This is a genomic window from Pseudomonas sp. PS1(2021), from assembly GCF_020405165.1.
GTDB classification, from domain to species: Bacteria; Pseudomonadota; Gammaproteobacteria; order Pseudomonadales; family Pseudomonadaceae; genus Pseudomonas; species Pseudomonas aeruginosa.
In genome coordinates, this window is the sequence record NZ_CP084484.1 from 5,435,551 (window position 1) to 5,453,827 (window position 18,277).

The window sequence follows — 18,277 nt, forward strand, 5'->3', positions numbered from 1 at the left end:
TCCGATAATCGACTATTGGTTCGATAATCGAACATCTCTATACATTTTTCAGCCAGGAGCGTCGGTGGCACACAGGGCTTGCAGGTGCAGGGTGCGTTCGCGCTGGCCGGCCAGCTGGGCGACGATGCGCAGCACGATCTCCTGGCGCGCCTGGGCCCCGGCGCGCATCTCGGCCATGGCCTGCAGGGCCGCGCCGGTGGTGTGCAGGCCGTTGCGGGTTGAATCGGCGGCCTGCTGCATGCCGAGCCGCGCCTCATCGGCCGAACGCTGCAGGCTGCCGGCGATCTGGCGGATCTGCTCGCTGGAGTCGTTAGCGCGGCTGGCCAGGTGGCGCACCTCGTCGGCGACCACGGCAAAACCGCGACCCTGCTCCCCTGCCCTGGCGGCTTCGATGGCGGCATTGAGCGCCAGCAGGTTGGTCTGCCGGGCGATGTCCTGGATGCCGCCGACCAGCGCGGCGATGCGCGTGGACTGCGCGCCCAGCTCGTTGAACAGCTGCTCCACCTCGCCCATATAGCCGCTGAGCTGCTCGATGGCGGCCGCTGCGGCCTGGATGCTGGCCGCGCTGGCCTGCACCTTCTCGCCGCCGGCGCGGGCCAGTTCGGTGGCGTACTGCATGTCCGCCTCGCTGCGCTGGATGCTGTCGAGCAACTCGTGCAGCGGCTGGCCCAGATTGGGCAGCGGCGGCGCAGCCGGCGGCGGCACCGCGCTGGGTGGTGCAGGCACAGGCACCGGCACTTCGACATAGATGGTCTGCGGTTCGGGCAACGGCGGGCGCCGGGCATAGGCGATGGCCGCCAGCAGGCCGCACAGCAGCGCGGCGCCTAGCGCCCAGACGGCGAATGCGCCCGGCCACAGGCTGCCCAGCACGCACAGCGCGGCCAGACCCTGCCACCAGGCTCCATGGGAATAACGCAACATAAACACTCCTTGAACTGACAGGCCCGGCCACCAGGCCCGGCCGCTTTAACGGTGCATAGGCCCTGTAGGGTGCGCCGCGCGCACCACTGGCCCTGCACAAGCCCAGGTGCGCACAGCGCACCCTACGCAAGAACCGATCAGCCGCTACAGCAGGTTCCAGCTGTAGTTGAAGATCAGCCGGTTCTCGTCGATATCGCTGCGGTAGTTGGAGCGCGCGACCACGTTATGCACGCGCACGCCGAGGCCCTTGAGCGCGCCGCTTTGCACCGTGTAGCCGATATCTAGGTCGCGCTCCCAGTCCTGGCCGAGAGCAGACTGAACAGGCCGAACAGGAACACCGCCACCACCAGCACCAGCTTGCGCCCGAAGCGGTCGGCCAGCGGCCCCGAGCCGAGGGCGCCGAACACCATGCCGATCAGCGCGGCGCTCATCACCGGGCCGAGGCTGGCGCGGTCGCTGCCCCAATCCTGGGTCAGCGCCGAGGCGATAAAGCCCATGGCCGCGGTATCCAGGCCATCGAGGAAGACGATCAGGAAGCACAGCAGGACGATGCGCCACTGGTAGCGCGACAGGGGTTGGGCATTGATGAAGGCCTGGACATCCCGGTTGGCGACGGCGGGGATCTGGGCAGAGCTGGTCATAACGGCAATTCCTGTGGACTTTGCGTCGCAGCACCGCGCACTGGCGGCGACGAACATGCGAACGGAACAGGAATGAGCGGCAGCCAAGGCTGAAGCGGCGCGCAGCCCAGCACCGGCAGACGCTTGATGCGCTGCGCCAGCTTGTGGCCGTGACGGTCTCTCATTGTTCTTATTAGTGGCCGCCCGGTGAACGGCCTGGAGAGACAGTACGGAGAGCCCGTCGGCGGTTCAATCCGATAACCGCCTAAGCGTTCGCTGATCGAACGCTTTGCAGACCATTACCTACCCACACAAACCGCTGACCTCAATGGAACAGCCGCGTACTCAGCTCGCGGCTGGCCTCCAGCAGCACCGGCAGGTAGCGCGATTCCAGCTCCTGGCGCGACACGCGGCTGACGTGGGTGCCGACGTTGAGCGCGGCCAGCACCTGGCCGGCCGAATCCTTCAGCGGCACGGCGACCGAGCGCAGGCCGATCTCCAGCTCCTGGTCGATGATCACCCAACCCTGCTGGCGGATCTCCTCGATATTGGCGCGCAGACCTTCGACCGTATGGATGGTGCGGCTGGTCTTCACCTGCAGGTCGGCGTGTTCCAGGTAGTCGTCCAGGGCCAGGTCATCCAGGCCGGCCAACAGAATGCGGCCCATGGAGGTGCAGTAGGCCGGCAGCCGGCTGCCGACGCTGAGGTCGACCGAGATCAGGCGCTGCGGCGTCGCCGAACGGGCGATGTAGAGAATCTCGTCGCCCTCCAGGGTGGCCATGGAACAGGCCTCGTGCAGCTGCTCGCTGATGCGGTCGAGAATCGGCTGGGCGGTGACCGCCAGCGGCGTCGACGACAGGTAGGCATGACCAAGGGTGAGCACCTTGGGCAGCAACGAATAGGTGCGCCCGTCGGTGGTGGCGTAGCCCAGTTTCATCAGGGTGTGCAGGCAGCGACGCACGGCGGCGCGGGGAATCTCGGTGCGATGGCTGATCTGGGCAATGGTCAGGTGGCGCTTGCGCTCCTGGAAGGCGTGGATCACCGCCAGGCCACGGGCCAGCGAGGTCATGAAGTTGGGGTCGCCGGTCAGCGCCTCAATGCGCTTGGCCGGCGAGGCCACGATAGGCGGCGCCAGGGTCGCCAGCGGCAGGCGGGGTTCTTCGCTCATTGTTATTGTCCTGTGCGTGATGCTGCGGTACGTGATCCGACGGAACTTGCGCGATTATCGAACCCTAGTTCGATAATCGCAATTGACCTCTTCAAGCCACACTTCTAACGTGGCGCCGCCGTGGGCACCCGCTGCCAAGTCACTGGTCAGGTAAGCGTGTTACCCGGCATGGCCTCGCCCACAAGACGAGGCCATCTCCCTCCCCCAGGCATCTCCTGCGCCGCGCTACCCGCGCGCACGCAGGCCTGCCGCCCAGGCGATCAGCCGAGCGATCAGCCAAGCGGGCCACCGAGCCTGCGCTCCGAACTTGGCCTCATACCTCCTCTTCGACACCTGACGAGACACCCTCCATACGCCGCCCGTAGAACTCGACCCAGTCCACGTCGCCAAATTCCTTTCGCAGCAGCCCTTTCAAAAAGGCATGCCACTCACTCAGCGCCACTGCTTTTTCATCGAAGTAGGCATAGCGGTCATAGATCGCATCCACCGACAGATCCTTGTGGTTGAGGATGCGACTACGCACTTCCTTGCCCAAGCCATGCTTTGACATGTGTGTGGTAGCGGTGCGGCGCAAATCGTGCACCGTAGGCCGCGGATAGCCGTCCGCGACGCGCAACAGGCTCTCCTCTTCGACTCGCTCCGGATCCTTCAGATAGTCATCGTAGAATCGGCGCATCGCGCGGTTGAGAGAGGGCTGCGTCTGCGGCTTAGTAGGCCACCGCCCTGGAAACACATACGGCCCGGGACTGGGCAGCTTTTTACTATTAACCCAGCGCTCAGGGTCATTCGACACCACTTTCTGAACTTGGCGCTCGCGCAAGTAATTCAGAATGCTCAGCACATCCTCCGAGAGCGGGATGGCAATCGGGTTGTTGTTCTTCTCGAACTTGCCACTGCGGTCCCAGATCTGCTCGTCGAGGTCAAAGTCGACCCAGCGCATGGCAACGATGCGCCCCGAGCGCTGCGCCAGCATCAGACTCAGCAAGAGAGAAAAACGCGTGTTCTGGCTGAGCGAGGCCCCCGCCAGCTGGTGCAGAAACCACACCAACTCGTGCCGATTGAGGCTACGCTCCCGAGGCGTTTCCTTGGCCACCCTTTTGATCTGCACCAGGGGTGTCGCAGCAAGAATCTCGCGCTCGACGCAGAAGTTGAACATCTTGCGGATTACGGCCAACAGACGATTGGCCTGCACCGGGGCGGTCTTGGCCTTGTCATCGAGCAACGCCATCACCTGTTTACGCGTGACATCACCAATTTTGGTGCGCCCCAGATGGGGAACAAACTCAGCGCGCAGCATGCGCTCATCCTCACGCCAAGACTTCTTGTTCTTTTCGGCCCACTCCAGATAGCTTTCAACGGCTTCTTCAAAAGTCGGGCTTGTGCGGTACTCGACCAACTCGACAATCTTCTTTTGCCCAGGGTCGATTCCTTGCTTAAGCAGTTCACCAGCCTGCGCGGCCTTGGCACGTGCCTCAGCAAGCGACAGATCCGGGTATTTGCCTATGGTCAGGCGCCGGGGATGGCCATGAAAGCTATACAGCAAGATGAAACTTTTGCATGTCTTGTTGACCCGTACACCGAAGGTACCCTGCCCGGGCATGGGCGGATCCAGGTAATCCTGACGGCCTTTTTGGGGGTCATACTTAAGTCGCTGGAGGATGTGTTCCTTCATCGCGCCGTACTGTTTCATCTGCCCGCTCCTGACCGATTCCGGGGTAGGTTTGGGGTAGGACTATAGCGCTTGGGGTAGGTTTGGGGTAGGGATTTGACCAAAGATTGAACAGTGGTTATATTTTTCACCGCAGCCCAATGAAATCGTTTAAACACTGCTAAATCAGTTACTTATGATGATATTGAGCGTGTCAATTTTGCTGATACGAGCTGTGTAAAACCTACATTTGACACTGACTTGTAATCAGTAGGTCCCGGGTTCGACTCCTGGTGCCGGCACCATGAATCCCGAAAAGCCCCGCCTCGCGCGGGGCTTTTTGTTTTATCCTGCTTCCTTTCTACCCAGTGATGGCACTTCGAATAGAATGCCGGGTCAGATGCACCTACCAGATCTGGGGTTGGCAGGATCGCCATTTTTCCCGTACTAATCGTCGTCTTCACGATCGATTGGTACACCTTGGCGGGACGTGTCGAAGCAGCCCTACGGACAACCACTGCTTGAACAAGGTATGACTCATGACGATTCTCGTGACCGGCAGCGCCGGCTTCATCGGCGCCAATTTCGTGCTCGACTGGCTGGCCCTGCATGACGAGCCGGTGGTCAGCCTCGACAAGCTCACCTACGCCGGCAACCGGCAGAACCTCGCCAGCCTCGACGGCGACGCCCGGCACACCTTCGTCGCCGGCGATATCGGCGATAGCCAGCTGGTAGCCCGCCTGCTCGCCGATCACCAGCCGCGGGCGATCCTCAACTTCGCCGCGGAATCCCATGTGGACCGCTCGATCCACGGCCCCGAGGACTTCATCCAGACCAACATCGTCGGCACCTTCCGCCTGCTGGAAGAAGTGCGCGCCTACTGGGGCGCGCTGGAGCCGGAAGCGAAGGCGGCATTCCGCTTCCTCCATGTCTCCACCGACGAAGTCTATGGCTCGCTGGCACCGAGCGATCCGGCCTTCACCGAGAACAACCGCTACGAGCCGAACAGTCCCTACTCGGCGTCCAAGGCGGCCTCCGACCACCTGGTGCGGGCCTATCACCACACCTACGGGCTGCCGGTGCTGACCACCAACTGCTCGAACAACTACGGCCCGTACCACTTCCCGGAAAAGCTCATCCCACTGGTGATCCACAACGCCCTGGCCGGCAAGCCGCTGCCGATCTACGGCGACGGCCAGCAGATCCGCGACTGGCTCTACGTCAAGGACCATTGCAGCGCCATCCGCCGGGTCCTCGAAGCCGGGCAACTGGGCGAGACCTACAATGTCGGCGGCTGGAACGAAAAGGCCAACCTCGACGTGGTCGAGACCCTCTGCGCCATCCTCGACCAGGAGCAGCCGCGCGCCGACGGCCGCAGCTATCGCGAGCAGATCACCTTCGTCAAGGATCGTCCGGGCCATGATCGCCGCTACGCCATCGATGCCACGCGCCTGGAGCGCGAGCTGGGCTGGAAGCCGGCGGAAACCTTCGAGACCGGCATCCGCAAGACCGTGCGCTGGTACCTGGACAACCAGGACTGGGTGGCCAACGTAACCAGCGGTGCCTACCGCGAGTGGGTGGGTAAGCAGTACGCATGAACCGGATCCTTCTCCTCGGCGCCAACGGCCAGGTCGGCTGGGAGCTGCAGCGCGCCCTGGCGCCGCTGGGCGAACTGCTGGTCTGCGACCGCCGGCGCGCCGATCTCGCCGACCCCGAAGGCCTGGCGCGGCTGGTTCGCGCCGAGCGGCCGCAGTTCATCGTCAACGCCGGTGCCTACACCGCGGTGGACAAGGCCGAGAGCGATGCCGACAACGCCCGCCTGATCAATGCCCGCGCCGTCGCGGTACTGGCCGAGGAGGCCGCGGGCTGCGGCGCCTGGCTGGTGCATTACTCCACGGACTACGTGTTCGACGGCGCGGGCAGCGCGCCTTTCGCCGAGGACGCGCCGACCGGCCCGCTGAGCGTCTACGGGCAGACCAAGCTGGAAGGCGAGCAGGCCATCCGCGCCAGCGGCTGCCGCCACCTGATCTTCCGCACCAGCTGGGTCTACGCCGCGCGCGGCGGAAACTTCGCCAAGACCATGCTGCGCCTGGCCGGGCAACGCGACGAACTCAAGGTCGTGGCCGACCAGTTCGGCGCGCCCACCAGCGCCGAGCTGATCGCCGACGTCACCGCCCAGGCCCTGCAGCGCCTGCGCTGGGATGTCGAGCTGGCAGCACGGGCCAGCGGCACCTACCACCTGGTCGCCAGCGGCGAGACGTCCTGGCACCTCTATGCGCGCTTCGTCATCGAACAGGCGCTGGAGCGGGGCTGGGAGTTGCAGGCGACGCCGCAGCGGGTCCTGCCGATCGCCACCGAGGACTACCCGGTGCCGGCGAAGCGTCCGGCCAATTCGCGCCTCGACAACCGCAAGCTGCAACAGGTCTTCGGCCTGGTACTGCCAGACTGGCGCTACCATGCCGGACGCATGATCCAGGAACTGAGCGAGCAGGGACCACTATGAAACGCAAGGGCATCATCCTCGCCGGAGGCTCGGGCACCCGCCTGCACCCGGCAACGCTGGCCATCTCCAAGCAGTTGCTGCCGGTGTACGACAAGCCGATGATCTACTACCCGCTCAGTACCCTGATGCTGGCGGGCATCCGCGAGATACTGATCATCTCGACCCCACAGGACACCCCACGCTTCCAGCAGTTGCTGGGCGACGGTTCGAACTGGGGCCTGGACCTGCAATATGCCGTGCAACCGTCGCCGGACGGCCTGGCCCAGGCCTTCCTGATCGGCGAGTCGTTCATCGGCAACGACCTCAGCGCGCTGGTCCTGGGCGACAACCTCTATTACGGCCACGACTTCCACGAGTTGCTCGGCAGCGCTTCGCAGCGCCAGACCGGCGCCAGCGTCTTCGCCTACCACGTGCTGGACCCGGAGCGCTACGGCGTGGTCGAGTTCGACCAGGGCGGCAAGGCCATCAGCCTGGAAGAGAAGCCACTGGAGCCGAAGTCGAACTACGCGGTCACCGGCCTGTATTTCTACGACCAGCAGGTGGTGGACATCGCCAGGGACCTGAAGCCTTCGCCGCGCGGCGAGCTGGAGATCACCGACGTCAACCGCGCCTATCTGGAGCGCAGCCAGCTCAGCGTGGAGATCATGGGCCGCGGCTACGCCTGGCTGGATACCGGCACCCACGATTCGCTGCTCGAGGCCGGCCAGTTCATCGCCACCCTGGAGAACCGCCAGGGTCTCAAGGTGGCCTGCCCGGAAGAGATCGCCTACCGGCAGAAGTGGATCGACGCCGCGCAACTGGAAAAACTCGCCGCGCCGCTGGCCAAGAACGGCTACGGCCAATACCTCAAGCGCCTGCTGACCGAGACCGTGTACTGATGAAAGCGACCCGCCTGGCAATCCCCGACGTCATCCTCTTCGAACCCCGGGTGTTCGGCGACGATCGCGGATTCTTCTTCGAAAGCTACAACCAGCGCGCCTTCGAGGAGGCCTGCGGTCATCCGGTCAGCTTCGTCCAGGACAACCATTCGCGTTCCGCCCGTGGCGTCCTCCGCGGCCTGCACTACCAGATCCGGCAAGCCCAGGGAAAACTGGTGCGCGCCACTCTCGGCGAGGTATTCGACGTGGCCGTCGACCTGCGTCGCGGCTCGCCGACCTTCGGCCAGTGGGTAGGCGAACGCCTGAGCGCGGAGAACAAGCGCCAGATGTGGATTCCGGCCGGCTTCGCGCACGGCTTCGTGGTGCTCAGCGAATACGCCGAGTTCCTCTACAAGACCACCGACTTCTGGGCGCCGGAACACGAACGCTGCATCGTCTGGAACGATCCCGAGCTGAAGATCGACTGGCCGCTGCAGGATGCCCCCCTGCTTTCGGAGAAGGACCGCCAGGGCAAGGCATTCGCCGACGCCGACTGCTTCCCCTGAACGGCAGGGAGCGACCGGACTCGGCGCAAGGCGTGATAATTTAGGGCATCCCGTCCGGGATGCCCCGGATACTCGCAGCCACGGCAGGTTCGTTCGTCTTGAAAGCCTATTTCCATCGCTGGCGCTCGCTGGTCATCCTCGCCCTGCTTCTCGCGCCCTTGCTCTGGCCCCTGCAATATTTCGCCGAGCGCTACTACAGCGAGCAGTTGGCCGAGCAGAACCGCCAGACGCTCGACCTCTACGTCGCCAACCTGCTCGGCACGCTGCGCCGCTACGAAGAACTGCCGCAGATCCTCGGCGGCCTGCCGGTGCTGCGCCAGGCCCTGCAACAACCTGGCGACCCGTTGCTGCAGAAGATCGCCAACGAGGCGCTGGCCGACATCCGCCGACGCACCGGCGCCGACGTGATCTACCTGCTGCAACCGGACGGCACCACCCAGGTCGCCTCCAACTGGGCCCAGGCGGACAGTTTCGTCCACCGCAACTTCGCCTTCCGCCCCTATTATCGCGAGGCCATGCAGGGCCGCCTGGCGCGCTTCTTCGGCCTGGGCACCACCTCGATCAAGCGCGGCTACTACTTCGCCAGTGCGGTGAAGGAAGGCTCGCGGATCATCGGCGTGCTGGTGGTGAAGGTCGATCTCGAACACATCGAACGGCTCTGGGGCAATTCCCCGGAGCAACTGCTGGTGATAGACAACTACGGCGTGGTGATCCTCTCCTCGCGCGAGGATTGGCGCTTCCATGCCAGTCGGCCGCTGAGCGCGGCGGAGCGCGACGAGATCCACGCCAACATCCCCTACCCGGTGCAGGACCCGAAGCCCCTGCGCCTGCAACAGAGCGCCTGGCTCAGCCAGAGCCGGACGCTACCGGAAACCGGCTGGACGGTGAGCATCTACGCCCCCCGCACCCTCATCGAACGGCCGGTGCGCAGCGTCCTGCTGATCGGCGGCGCGACCCTGCTCGCCCTGCTCCTGCTGCTTACCCTGCTGACCCTCAGCCGCCGTCACTACCTGGACCGCATCGCTCTCGAGGCCGAGGCCAAGCGCCAGTTGGAAGAGCGCGTACTGGAACGCACCCGCGAGCTGGAGAACGCCAACGCGCAGTTGCAGCAGGAAGTCCACGAACGCGAGCAGGCCCAGCGCGAGCTGATGCGCGCCCAGGACGAAGTGGTCCAGGCCGGCAAGCTCACGGCCCTCGGCACCATGTCGGCGAGCATCAGCCACGAACTCAACCAGCCGCTGGCGGCGATCCGCAGCTACGCCGACAACGCCCGGGTGCTGCTCGACCACCAGCGCACCGAGGACGCCCGCGGCAATCTCGAGCAGATCAGCGACCTCACCACCCGCATGGCCTCGATCATCGCCCACCTCAAGGCCTATGCCCGCGGTGCGCGCCGGGCGCCGGAGAACGTGCAGCTGCAGCCGGCGATCGAGGACGCCCTGTCGATGCTCGCCAGTCGGCGGCGGGCGATGAACGTCGAACTGCTGCGCGACGTGCCGGACGCCCCGCTGTGGGTCCAGGCCGGCGAGACCCGCTTGCGGCAGATCCTCGGCAACCTGCTCACTAATGCCCTCGACGCGCTCGCCGAGAAAGCTCCGCCACGGCGCCTATGGGTGATCGCCAGCCAGGACCAGCACGGCGTGATCCTGACCCTGCGCGACAACGGCCCGGGGTTTTCCGAGGACGCCCTGGCCCACGCCCACGAACCCTTCTTCACCACCAAGACCACCGCCAAAGGGCTCGGCCTCGGCCTGGCCATCTGCGATAACCTATTGCGCGCCCTCGGCGGCCGCCTGGAAATGGGCAACCATCTCGAAGGCGGCGCCGTGGTGCGCCTGCACTTGCTGCCGGGAGTTCCCGGCGTCGCCGCCATGCCCCAGGAGGAAACCCGCGCATGAGTCCCTTCGCGCCATTCGATGCCCAGACCCAGGTCCTGCTGATCGACGACGATCCGCACCTGCGCCAGGCCCTGCGCCAGACGCTCGACCTCGCCGGGCTCAAGGTCGCGACCCTGGACGACGCGCGCCAGCTGGATACCGCGCAGTGCAAGGACTGGCCCGGGGTGGTGGTCAGCGACATCCGCATGCCCGGCATCGATGGCATGGAACTGCTCCGCCAATTGCACGAACAGGACGCCGACCTGCCGGTGATCCTGATCACCGGCCACGGCGACGTGCCGCTGGCGGTCCAGGCCATGCGCGGCGGCGCCTATGACTTCCTGGAAAAGCCCTTCCCCAGCGACGCCCTGCTCGACAGCGTGCGCCGCGCCCTGGAGGTGCGCCGGCTGGTCCTGGAGAACCGCACCCTGCGCCTGGCCCTGGCCGAACGCCACGAGCTGCATGGGCGCCTGATCGGACGCTCGGCCGGCATGCAGCGCCTGCGCGAGCAGGTCGGCTCGCTGGCGGCGATCCAGGCCGACGTGCTGGTCCTTGGCGAAACCGGCGCCGGCAAGGAGGTGGTCGCGCGGGCCCTGCATGACCTGTCGAGCCGACGCGACGGACCGTTCGTCGCGATCAACGCCGGCGCCCTCGCCGAATCGGTGGTGGAAAGCGAACTGTTCGGTCACGAGGCCGGCGCCTTCACCGGCGCGCAGAAGCGCCGCATCGGCAAGTTCGAGTACGCCAATGGCGGCACCCTGTTCCTCGACGAGATCGAGAGCATGAGCCTGGACGTGCAGGTCAAGCTGTTGCGCCTGCTGCAGGAACGGGTAGTCGAGCGGCTCGGCTCCAACCAGTTGATCCCGCTGGATATCCGCATCATCGCGGCAACCAAGGAAGACCTGCGCCAGGCCGCCGACCAGGGCCGCTTCCGCGCCGACCTCTATTACCGCCTCAACGTCGCCAGCCTGCGCATTCCACCGCTGCGCGAGCGCGGCGAAGACATCCCGCTGCTGTTCCGCCATTTCGCCGAAGCCGGCGCCATGCGTCATGGCCTGACGCCACGCGAACTGGACGCCGGCCAGTCGGCGCGGCTGCTGGCCTACGACTGGCCGGGCAACGTGCGCGAATTGCAGAACGCCGCCGAGCGCTTCGCCCTGGGTCTCGGCCTGAGCCTGGACGACGGAGTCCTGCCCGACGCCGCCGACGAGCCGCACAACCTCAGCGCCAAGGTCGAGGCCTTCGAGCGCTCGCTGATCGCTGCCGAACTGGAACGCCCGCACAATTCGCTGCGCAGCGTCGCCGAGGCCCTCGGTATCCCGCGCAAGACCCTGCACGACAAGCTGCGCAAGCACGGCCTGCCGTTCAACACGCCTGGCGAAAATCCGCCAGATGATGGCGAATGAATGGCGGATTACCGCCAACCGTTCGCCATCCGCGCCCGCAGCATCTCCCCTGCGTACCCTTGCCCGACTGGCACAGGGCTTGCTCACGGCTTCCCGAGCGTTCCAACAAGCAGAAGACCAGGCGCTTTTCCGATTCACGCAGCATCTGCCGCTGCGCTGCCTAGACTTCCCTTGTTCGGCCACGCCGAGAGGACACCCGTCCTCTTCATAAAAGACAGACAAGAACAAAGAGGAAGTCTCATGCTCAAGCACACCGCGAAGGCGCTCGTCTGCGCACTTTCCCTGACCGTCGCCGGAATCGTCCAGGCAGCCGACCCGATCGTCATCAAGTTCTCCCACGTCGTCGCCGAGCACACGCCCAAGGGCCAGGGCGCGCTGCTGTTCAAGAAACTGGTGGAGGAACGCCTGCCGGGCAAGGTCAAGGTGGAGGTCTACCCGAACTCGTCGCTGTTCGGCGACGGCAAGGAGATGGAAGCCCTGCTGCTGGGCGACGTGCAGATCATCGCGCCGTCGCTGGCCAAGTTCGAGCAGTACACCAAGAAATTGCAGATCTTCGACCTGCCGTTCCTGTTCGACAACATCCAGGCGGTCGACCGCTTCCAGCAGAGCCCGCAGGGCAAGGAGCTGCTGACCTCGATGCAGGACAAGGGCATCACTGGCCTCGGCTACTGGCACAACGGGATGAAGCAGTTGTCCGCCAACAAGCCCCTGCGCGAGCCGAAGGACGCCCGCGGCCTGAAGTTCCGCGTGCAGGCCTCCAAGGTGCTCGAGGAACAGTTCAAGGCGGTGCGCGCCAACCCGCGCAAGATGAGCTTCGCCGAGGTCTATCAGGGCCTGCAGACCGGCGTGGTCAACGGTACCGAGAACCCCTGGTCGAACATCTACTCGCAGAAGATGCACGAAGTGCAGAAGTACATCACCGAGTCCGACCACGGCGTGCTGGACTACATGGTGATCACCAACACCAAGTTCTGGAACGGCCTGCCGGAAGACGTGCGCGGCGTGCTGGCCAAGACCATGGACGAGGTCACCGTGGAGGTGAACAAGCAGGCCGAGGCGCTCAACCAGGGCGACAAGCAGCGCATCGTCGAGGCCAAGACCAGCGAGATCATCGAACTCACTCCCGAACAGCGGGCCGAATGGCGCAAGGCCATGCAGCCGGTGTGGAAGAAGTTCGAAGGCGAGATCGGCGCCGACCTGATCAAGGCCGCCGAAGCCGCCAACCAGGCCCAATAAGAAGAAGAGGGAAAGCCCATGCACGCGCTCGCGCGCGTCTGGGCGCGCCTGGAGGAAGGCCTGATCGCCTTCCTCCTCGCCGCCATGACGCTGGTTACCTTCGTTTATGTAGTCCTCAATAACCTCTATACGCTGCTCTACGATCTCGCCGATCTCTGGGAGGGCGGCAACGAGACGCTGCTCGCCATCGGCGATGGGGTCCTCACCCTGGCCCAGGAGATGACCTGGAGCAACGCCCTGACCAAGGCCCTGTTCGCCTGGCTGATCTTCCTCGGCATCGCCTACGGCGTACGCACCGCCGGGCACCTCGGCGTGGACGTGCTGGTGAAGCTGGCCTCGCGACCGGTACAGCGAGTGCTCGGCGTGATCACCTGCCTGGCCTGCCTCGGCTACGCCGGCCTGCTCTGCGTGGCCAGCTACGACTGGGTGAAGACCCTGTTCATCGCCGGCATCGGCGCCGAGGACCTCGACCACTTCGGCATCCGCCAATGGCACATCGGCCTGATCGTGCCGGTCGGCTTCGCCCTGGTGTTCATCCGTTTCGCCGAGATCCTCGTGCGCATCCTGCGCAACCGCCAGACCGGACTGGGACTGGCCGACGAGGCTGCCGACGCGCTGAAGCTGACCGAGCACGAGGAGCCCAAGGCATGACCATTCTGTTCCTCTTCCTGCTGCTCTTCCTGCTGATGTTCATCGGCGTGCCGATCGCCGTCTCCCTGGGTCTCTCCGGCGCACTGACGATCCTCCTGTTCAGCCCGGACTCGGTACGCTCGCTGGCGATCAAGCTGTTCGAGACCTCCGAGCACTACACCCTGCTGGCGATCCCGTTCTTCCTGCTCTCCGGCGCGTTCATGACCACCGGTGGCGTGGCGCGGCGCCTGATCGACTTCGCCAACGCCTGCGTCGGACACATCCGTGGCGGCCTGGCGATCGCCGCGGTGCTCGCCTGCATGCTCTTCGCCGCGCTATCCGGCTCGTCTCCGGCAACGGTGGCGGCAGTGGGTTCGATCGCCATCGCCGGCATGGTCCGCTCGGGTTATCCACAGGCGTTCGGCGCCGGGATCGTCTGCAACGCCGGCACCCTCGGCATCCTCATCCCGCCATCGATCGTGATGGTGGTCTACGCCGCCGCCACCGAGACCTCGGTGGGCAAGCTGTTCATCGCCGGCGTGGTTCCGGGGCTGCTGCTGGGACTGATCCTGATGGTGGTGATCTACATCGTCGCCCGGGTCAAGAAGCTGCCCGCCATGCCAAGGGTCAGTCTGCGCGAATGGCTGGCCAGCGCGCGCAAGGCGCTGTGGGGGCTGCTGCTGATGGTGATCATCCTCGGCGGCATCTATTCCGGCGCCTTCACCCCCACCGAGGCCGCCGCCGTCGCCGCGGTGTACTCGGCCTTCGTCGCACTGTTCGTCTACCGCGACATGCGCCTGAGCGAATGCCCGAAGGTGCTGCTGGAGTCCGGCAAGCTGACCATCATGCTGATGTTCATCATCGCCAACGCCATGCTCTTCGCCCACGTGCTGACCACCGAGCAGATACCGCAGAGCATCGCCAGCTGGGTCACGGAACTGGGACTTTCGCCATGGATGTTCCTGCTGGTGGTGAACATCGTGCTGCTGATCGCCGGCAACTTCATGGAGCCTTCGGCGATCATCCTGATCCTGGCGCCGATCTTCTTCCCCATCGCCATGGAGCTGGGCATCGATCCGATCCACCTCGGCATCATCATGGTGGTGAACATGGAGATCGGCCTGATCACGCCGCCGGTCGGGCTCAACCTGTTCGTCACCTCGGCGGTCACCGGCATGCCGCTGGGCGCGACCATCCGCGCAGCGCTGCCGTGGCTGATGATCCTGCTGGTGTTCCTGATCATCGTGACCTACATCCCGGCGGTATCCCTGGCATTGCCGAACTGGCTGGGGATGAGCTGACGGAACGGTAACGACGGCGGAAAACCCCGCCCTGCGCTCGGGCCTTCGGCAAAAATCCGCTCATGCCGCAGGCCCGTGCCCCGCAGTTGACGGGCCGGGCCACCTGTCGATGGCTGGCACGCCGCTTGCTCAATCGCTCGCAGTGCCCCTGGCACCGGCTTTCGGTTCGCCCAGCGAACCGCGCCCTTCGGCCACGAACCGGATGGCGGCCCCTTCCCCTGTGCCGACGTGCGCCAGCACGCGCGGCGGGTGGGCGGCGATCCCGTCCCCCCAGCGGTCTTCACACCCTGAAGCCCAAATGAAGAGCCCGGCGAACGCCGGGCTTCTTCATTTCTTTCCTTGTGCTTTTTCGTTCTTTGATAAGAGCGGAAAATTATTTTTACTTATAAATAAAAAATACTCCTCTCGAAATACTGCAACACTTCCCTGGAAAGTCGCGGCGGTTTTTCGACGGACCGTCAACAAGCCGGCGACCACCCACCTGAAAGTCAGAATACCGTCTCGCGAAATTCATTGATCGGCATCAACGATCCGGCTTGATCCGCGGCTTATAGCCCGATTTCGAGCAATTTCAAGCTTTCCCCGTAGCGGATGGCAAGACTTCCCCTATCACATGAAAAAACCGCCCTATTCCGGGCAGGTCTTAGATTCCTCTTCTATCTTTGGCACTCGCAACTTACAGGAATGCGTCATCTAATTACTTTGAGTAGGAAGCTATTGACGTGGATCAGCATTCAACAATAGCCGCTGCCGCCTAATGGCTTCACTCTCAATTCCTATAGGGAGATTCCGAAAATGTCCCAAGAATCCAGCCAAAAACTCCGACTAGGAGCGCTAACGGCTCTGGTTGTCGGCTCGATGATCGGAGGGGGCATCTTCTCCCTTCCGCAAAACATGGCAGCCAGCGCCGACGTCGGCGCCGTCCTGATCGGATGGGCGATCACCGCCGTCGGCATGCTCACCCTCGCTTTCGTCTTCCAGACCCTCGCCAACCGCAAGCCCGAACTCGACGGCGGCGTGTACGCCTACGCCAAGGCCGGCTTCGGCGACTACATGGGTTTCTCCTCGGCCTGGGGCTACTGGATCAGCGCCTGGCTGGGCAACGTCGGCTACTTCGTCCTGTTGTTCAGCACCCTCGGCTACTTCTTCCCGATCTTCGGCAAGGGCGACACCGTCGCGGCGATCGTCTGCGCCTCGGTCCTGCTCTGGGCCCTGCACTTCCTGGTGCTGCGCGGGATCAAGGAGGCGGCGTTCATCAACACCGTCACCACCGTGGCCAAGGTCGTGCCGCTGTTCCTGTTCATCCTGATCTGCCTGTTCGCCTTCAAGCTGGACATCTTCACCGCCGACATCTGGGGCAAGAGCAACCCGGACCTGGGCAGCGTGATGAACCAGGTGCGCAACATGATGCTGGTCACCGTCTGGGTGTTCATCGGCATCGAGGGCGCGAGCATCTTCTCCTCCCGCGCGGAAAAACGTTCCGACGTCGGCAAGGCCACCGTGATCGGCTTCATCACCGTCCTGCTCCTGCTGGTGCTGGTCAACGTGCTGTCCATGGGCGTGATGACCCAGCCGGAACTGGCCAAGCTGCAGAACCCGTCGATGGCGCTGGTACTCGAGCATGTGGTCGGCCACTGGGGCGCCGTGCTGATCAGCGTCGGCCTGCTGATCTCGCTGCTGGGCGCGCTGCTCTCCTGGGTGCTGCTGTGCGCCGAGATCATGTTCGCCGCCGCCAAGGACCACACCATGCCGGAGTTCCTGCGCCGCGAGAACGCCAACCAGGTGCCGGCCAACGCCCTGTGGCTGACCAACATCTGCGTACAGGTGTTCCTGGTGGTGGTGTTCTTCACCTCGGGCGACCCGGACGGCATGGACCCGTACACCAAGATGCTGCTCCTGGCCACCTCGATGATCCTGATCCCGTACTTCTGGTCCGCCGCCTATGGCCTGCTGCTGACCCTGAAGGGCGAGACCTACGAGAACGATGCCCGCGAACGCAGCAAGGACCTGGTCATCGCCGGCATCGCCGTGGCCTACGCGGTCTGGCTGCTCTACGCCGGGGGCCTGAAGTACCTGCTGCTGTCCGCCCTGCTGTATGCGCCCGGCGCGATCCTTTTCGCCAAGGCCAAGCACGAGGTCGGCCAGCCGATCTTCACCGGAATCGAAAAACTGATCTTCGCCGCAGTCGTCATTGGCGCCCTGGTGGCTGCCTACGGCCTCTACGACGGTTTCCTCACCCTCTGATTACTCCACTGGAGACGTGAAATGAGCACGGAAAAAACCAAACTTGGCGTCCACTCCGAAGCCGGCAAACTGCGCAAAGTGATGGTCTGCTCGCCCGGACTCGCCCACCAGCGCCTGACCCCGAGCAACTGCGACGAGTTGCTGTTCGACGACGTGATCTGGGTGAACCAGGCCAAGCGCGACCACTTCGACTTCGTCACCAAGATGCGCGAGCGCGGCATCGACGTCCTCGAGATGCACAATCTGCTGACCGAGACCATCCAGAACCCGGAAGCGCTGAAGTGGATCCTCGATCGCAAGATCACCGCCGACAGCGTCGGCCTGGGCCTGACCAGCGAGCTGCGCTCCTGGCTGGAGAGCCTGGAGCCGCGCAAGCTGGCCGAGTACCTGATCGGCGGCGTCGCCGCTGACGACCTGCCCGCCAGCGAAGGCGCCGACATCCTCAAGATGTACCGCGAGTACCTGGGCCATTCCAGCTTCCTGCTGCCGCCGTTGCCGAACACCCAGTTCACCCGCGACACCACTTGCTGGATCTACGGCGGCGTGACCCTGAACCCGATGTACTGGCCGGCGCGACGACAGGAAACCCTGCTGACCACCGCCATCTACAAGTTCCACCCCGAGTTCGCCAACGCCGAGTTCGAGATCTGGTACGGCGACCCGGACAAGGACCACGGCTCCTCGACCCTGGAAGGCGGCGACGTGATGCCGATCGGCAACGGCGTGGTCCTGATCGGCATGGGCGAGCGCTCCTCGCGCCAGGCCATCGGTCAGGTCGCCCAGTCGCTGTTCGCCAAGGGCGCCGCCGAGCGGGTGATCGTCGCCGGCCTGCCGAAGTCCCGCGCCGCGATGCACCTGGACACCGTGTTCAGCTTCTGCGACCGCGACCTGGTCACGGTCTTCCCGGAAGTGGTCAAGGAAATCGTGCCCTTCAGCCTGCGCCCCGATCCGAGCAGCCCCTACGGCATGAACATCCGCCGCGAGGAGAAAACCTTCCTCGAAGTGGTCGCCGAATCCCTCGGCCTGAAGAAACTGCGCGTGGTCGAGACCGGCGGCAACAGCTTCGCCGCCGAGCGCGAGCAATGGGACGACGGTAACAACGTGGTCTGCCTGGAGCCGGGCGTGGTGGTCGGCTACGACCGCAACACCTACACCAACACCCTGCTGCGCAAGGCCGGCGTCGAGGTCATCACCATCAGCGCCAGCGAACTGGGTCGCGGTCGCGGCGGCGGCCACTGCATGACCTGCCCGATCGTCCGCGACCCGATCGACTACTGACAGACAACCCTCTCTCGAGCTG

At 64.6% G+C, this 18,277-nt stretch carries 14 protein-coding genes and 2 pseudogenes; 11 read left to right on the top strand and 5 right to left on the bottom strand.

All coding sequences use genetic code 11. The features are described 5' to 3' along the window. Window positions 1-48 precede the first annotated feature (48 nt). The 5 genes and pseudogenes from LE197_RS37180 to LE197_RS25945 all read right to left on the bottom strand — a co-directional run bounded on the left by LE197_RS37180 (window position 49) and on the right by LE197_RS25945 (window position 4,399). Window positions 49-921: a methyl-accepting chemotaxis protein gene (locus tag LE197_RS37180; RefSeq protein WP_318840921.1), complete on the bottom strand. Its 873-nt coding sequence runs from the start codon at window positions 919-921 to the stop codon at window positions 49-51. A gap of 144 nt (window positions 922-1,065) precedes the next feature. Beyond that, window positions 1,066-1,227 (bottom strand): annotated as a pseudogene (locus LE197_RS25930) (OprD family outer membrane porin); the annotation flags it as partial. Beyond that, window positions 1,224-1,562, bottom strand: a pseudogene (locus LE197_RS25935) (MFS transporter); the annotation flags it as partial. The pseudogenes LE197_RS25930 and LE197_RS25935, both read right to left, overlap by 4 nt. Before the next feature lie 304 nt (window positions 1,563-1,866). Continuing rightward, window positions 1,867-2,709: an IclR family transcriptional regulator C-terminal domain-containing protein gene (locus tag LE197_RS25940; protein ID WP_226033745.1), complete on the bottom strand. Its 843-nt coding sequence runs from the start codon at window positions 2,707-2,709 to the stop codon at window positions 1,867-1,869. A gap of 313 nt (window positions 2,710-3,022) precedes the next feature. Continuing rightward, window positions 3,023-4,399 (bottom strand): tyrosine-type recombinase/integrase, encoded by a 1,377-nt coding sequence (locus LE197_RS25945; protein ID WP_226033746.1) that lies wholly within the window; start codon window positions 4,397-4,399, stop codon window positions 3,023-3,025. 497 nt (window positions 4,400-4,896) lie between these two features. Between LE197_RS25945 and rfbB the strand changes: the two genes are divergently transcribed. The 11 genes from rfbB to arcA all read left to right on the top strand — a co-directional run bounded on the left by rfbB (window position 4,897) and on the right by arcA (window position 18,255). Beyond that, window positions 4,897-5,955 (top strand): dTDP-glucose 4,6-dehydratase, encoded by a 1,059-nt coding sequence (gene rfbB / locus LE197_RS25950; protein WP_003105513.1) that lies wholly within the window; start codon window positions 4,897-4,899, stop codon window positions 5,953-5,955. Next, complete coding sequence (gene rfbD / locus LE197_RS25955; protein ID WP_015649800.1) at window positions 5,952-6,860, top strand: dTDP-4-dehydrorhamnose reductase; 909 nt, start codon at window positions 5,952-5,954, stop codon at window positions 6,858-6,860. Before rfbB ends, rfbD begins: the two co-directional genes overlap by 4 nt. Beyond that, window positions 6,857-7,738: a glucose-1-phosphate thymidylyltransferase RfbA gene (gene rfbA / locus LE197_RS25960; RefSeq protein ID WP_023108862.1), complete on the top strand. Its 882-nt coding sequence runs from the start codon at window positions 6,857-6,859 to the stop codon at window positions 7,736-7,738. Before rfbD ends, rfbA begins: the two co-directional genes overlap by 4 nt. Continuing rightward, window positions 7,738-8,283 (top strand): dTDP-4-dehydrorhamnose 3,5-epimerase, encoded by a 546-nt coding sequence (gene rfbC, locus LE197_RS25965; protein WP_003096184.1) that lies wholly within the window; start codon window positions 7,738-7,740, stop codon window positions 8,281-8,283. Before rfbA ends, rfbC begins: the two co-directional genes overlap by 1 nt. A 59-nt stretch (window positions 8,284-8,342) precedes the next feature. Beyond that, window positions 8,343-10,181 (top strand): two-component system sensor histidine kinase DctB, encoded by a 1,839-nt coding sequence (dctB, locus tag LE197_RS25970; RefSeq protein WP_003141891.1) that lies wholly within the window; start codon window positions 8,343-8,345, stop codon window positions 10,179-10,181. Beyond that, window positions 10,178-11,566 (top strand): two-component system response regulator DctD, encoded by a 1,389-nt coding sequence (dctD, locus tag LE197_RS25975; protein WP_003096187.1) that lies wholly within the window; start codon window positions 10,178-10,180, stop codon window positions 11,564-11,566. Before dctB ends, dctD begins: the two co-directional genes overlap by 4 nt. 240 nt (window positions 11,567-11,806) lie before the next feature. After that, the gene (gene dctP / locus LE197_RS25980; RefSeq protein ID WP_003105525.1) at window positions 11,807-12,802 is read left to right on the top strand and encodes a C4-dicarboxylate TRAP substrate-binding protein DctP; all 996 of its coding nucleotides are present in this window, start codon (window positions 11,807-11,809) and stop codon (window positions 12,800-12,802) included. Between the two features lie 18 nt (window positions 12,803-12,820). Beyond that, the gene (gene dctQ / locus LE197_RS25985) at window positions 12,821-13,453 is read left to right on the top strand and encodes a C4-dicarboxylate TRAP transporter small permease protein DctQ (protein WP_226033747.1); all 633 of its coding nucleotides are present in this window, start codon (window positions 12,821-12,823) and stop codon (window positions 13,451-13,453) included. After that, window positions 13,450-14,733 carry a C4-dicarboxylate TRAP transporter large permease protein DctM gene (gene dctM, locus LE197_RS25990; RefSeq protein ID WP_003105529.1) on the top strand — a complete coding sequence of 428 codons (1,284 nt, stop codon included), beginning with the start codon at window positions 13,450-13,452 and terminating at the stop codon, window positions 14,731-14,733. The genes dctQ and dctM overlap by 4 nt, the downstream gene beginning before the upstream one ends. A gap of 795 nt (window positions 14,734-15,528) precedes the next feature. After that, on the top strand, window positions 15,529-16,977 hold the full coding sequence (arcD, locus tag LE197_RS25995; protein ID WP_003123669.1) for an arginine-ornithine antiporter: 1,449 nt from the start codon (window positions 15,529-15,531) through the stop codon (window positions 16,975-16,977). A gap of 21 nt (window positions 16,978-16,998) precedes the next feature. Next, the gene (arcA, locus tag LE197_RS26000) at window positions 16,999-18,255 is read left to right on the top strand and encodes an arginine deiminase (RefSeq protein WP_023108863.1); all 1,257 of its coding nucleotides are present in this window, start codon (window positions 16,999-17,001) and stop codon (window positions 18,253-18,255) included. The last annotated feature ends 22 nt before the right edge of the window (window positions 18,256-18,277 follow it).

Bases quoted from the DNA above. Each gene is read 5' to 3' on its own strand.
- LE197_RS37180 (WP_318840921.1), bottom strand. From the start codon at position 921: ATGTTGCGTTATTCCCATGGAGCCTGGTGGCAGGGTCTGGCCGCGCTG.
- LE197_RS25940 (WP_226033745.1), bottom strand. From the start codon at position 2,709: ATGAGCGAAGAACCCCGCCTGCCGCTGGCGACCCTGGCGCCGCCTATC.
- LE197_RS25945 (WP_226033746.1), bottom strand. From the start codon at position 4,399: ATGAAACAGTACGGCGCGATGAAGGAACACATCCTCCAGCGACTTAAG.
- rfbB (WP_003105513.1), top strand. From the start codon at position 4,897: ATGACGATTCTCGTGACCGGCAGCGCCGGCTTCATCGGCGCCAATTTC.
- rfbD (WP_015649800.1), top strand. From the start codon at position 5,952: ATGAACCGGATCCTTCTCCTCGGCGCCAACGGCCAGGTCGGCTGGGAG.
- rfbA (WP_023108862.1), top strand. From the start codon at position 6,857: ATGAAACGCAAGGGCATCATCCTCGCCGGAGGCTCGGGCACCCGCCTG.
- rfbC (WP_003096184.1), top strand. From the start codon at position 7,738: ATGAAAGCGACCCGCCTGGCAATCCCCGACGTCATCCTCTTCGAACCC.
- dctB (WP_003141891.1), top strand. From the start codon at position 8,343: ATGCCCCGGATACTCGCAGCCACGGCAGGTTCGTTCGTCTTGAAAGCC.
- dctD (WP_003096187.1), top strand. From the start codon at position 10,178: ATGAGTCCCTTCGCGCCATTCGATGCCCAGACCCAGGTCCTGCTGATC.
- dctP (WP_003105525.1), top strand. From the start codon at position 11,807: ATGCTCAAGCACACCGCGAAGGCGCTCGTCTGCGCACTTTCCCTGACC.
- dctQ (WP_226033747.1), top strand. From the start codon at position 12,821: ATGCACGCGCTCGCGCGCGTCTGGGCGCGCCTGGAGGAAGGCCTGATC.
- dctM (WP_003105529.1), top strand. From the start codon at position 13,450: ATGACCATTCTGTTCCTCTTCCTGCTGCTCTTCCTGCTGATGTTCATC.
- arcD (WP_003123669.1), top strand. From the start codon at position 15,529: ATGTCCCAAGAATCCAGCCAAAAACTCCGACTAGGAGCGCTAACGGCT.
- arcA (WP_023108863.1), top strand. From the start codon at position 16,999: ATGAGCACGGAAAAAACCAAACTTGGCGTCCACTCCGAAGCCGGCAAA.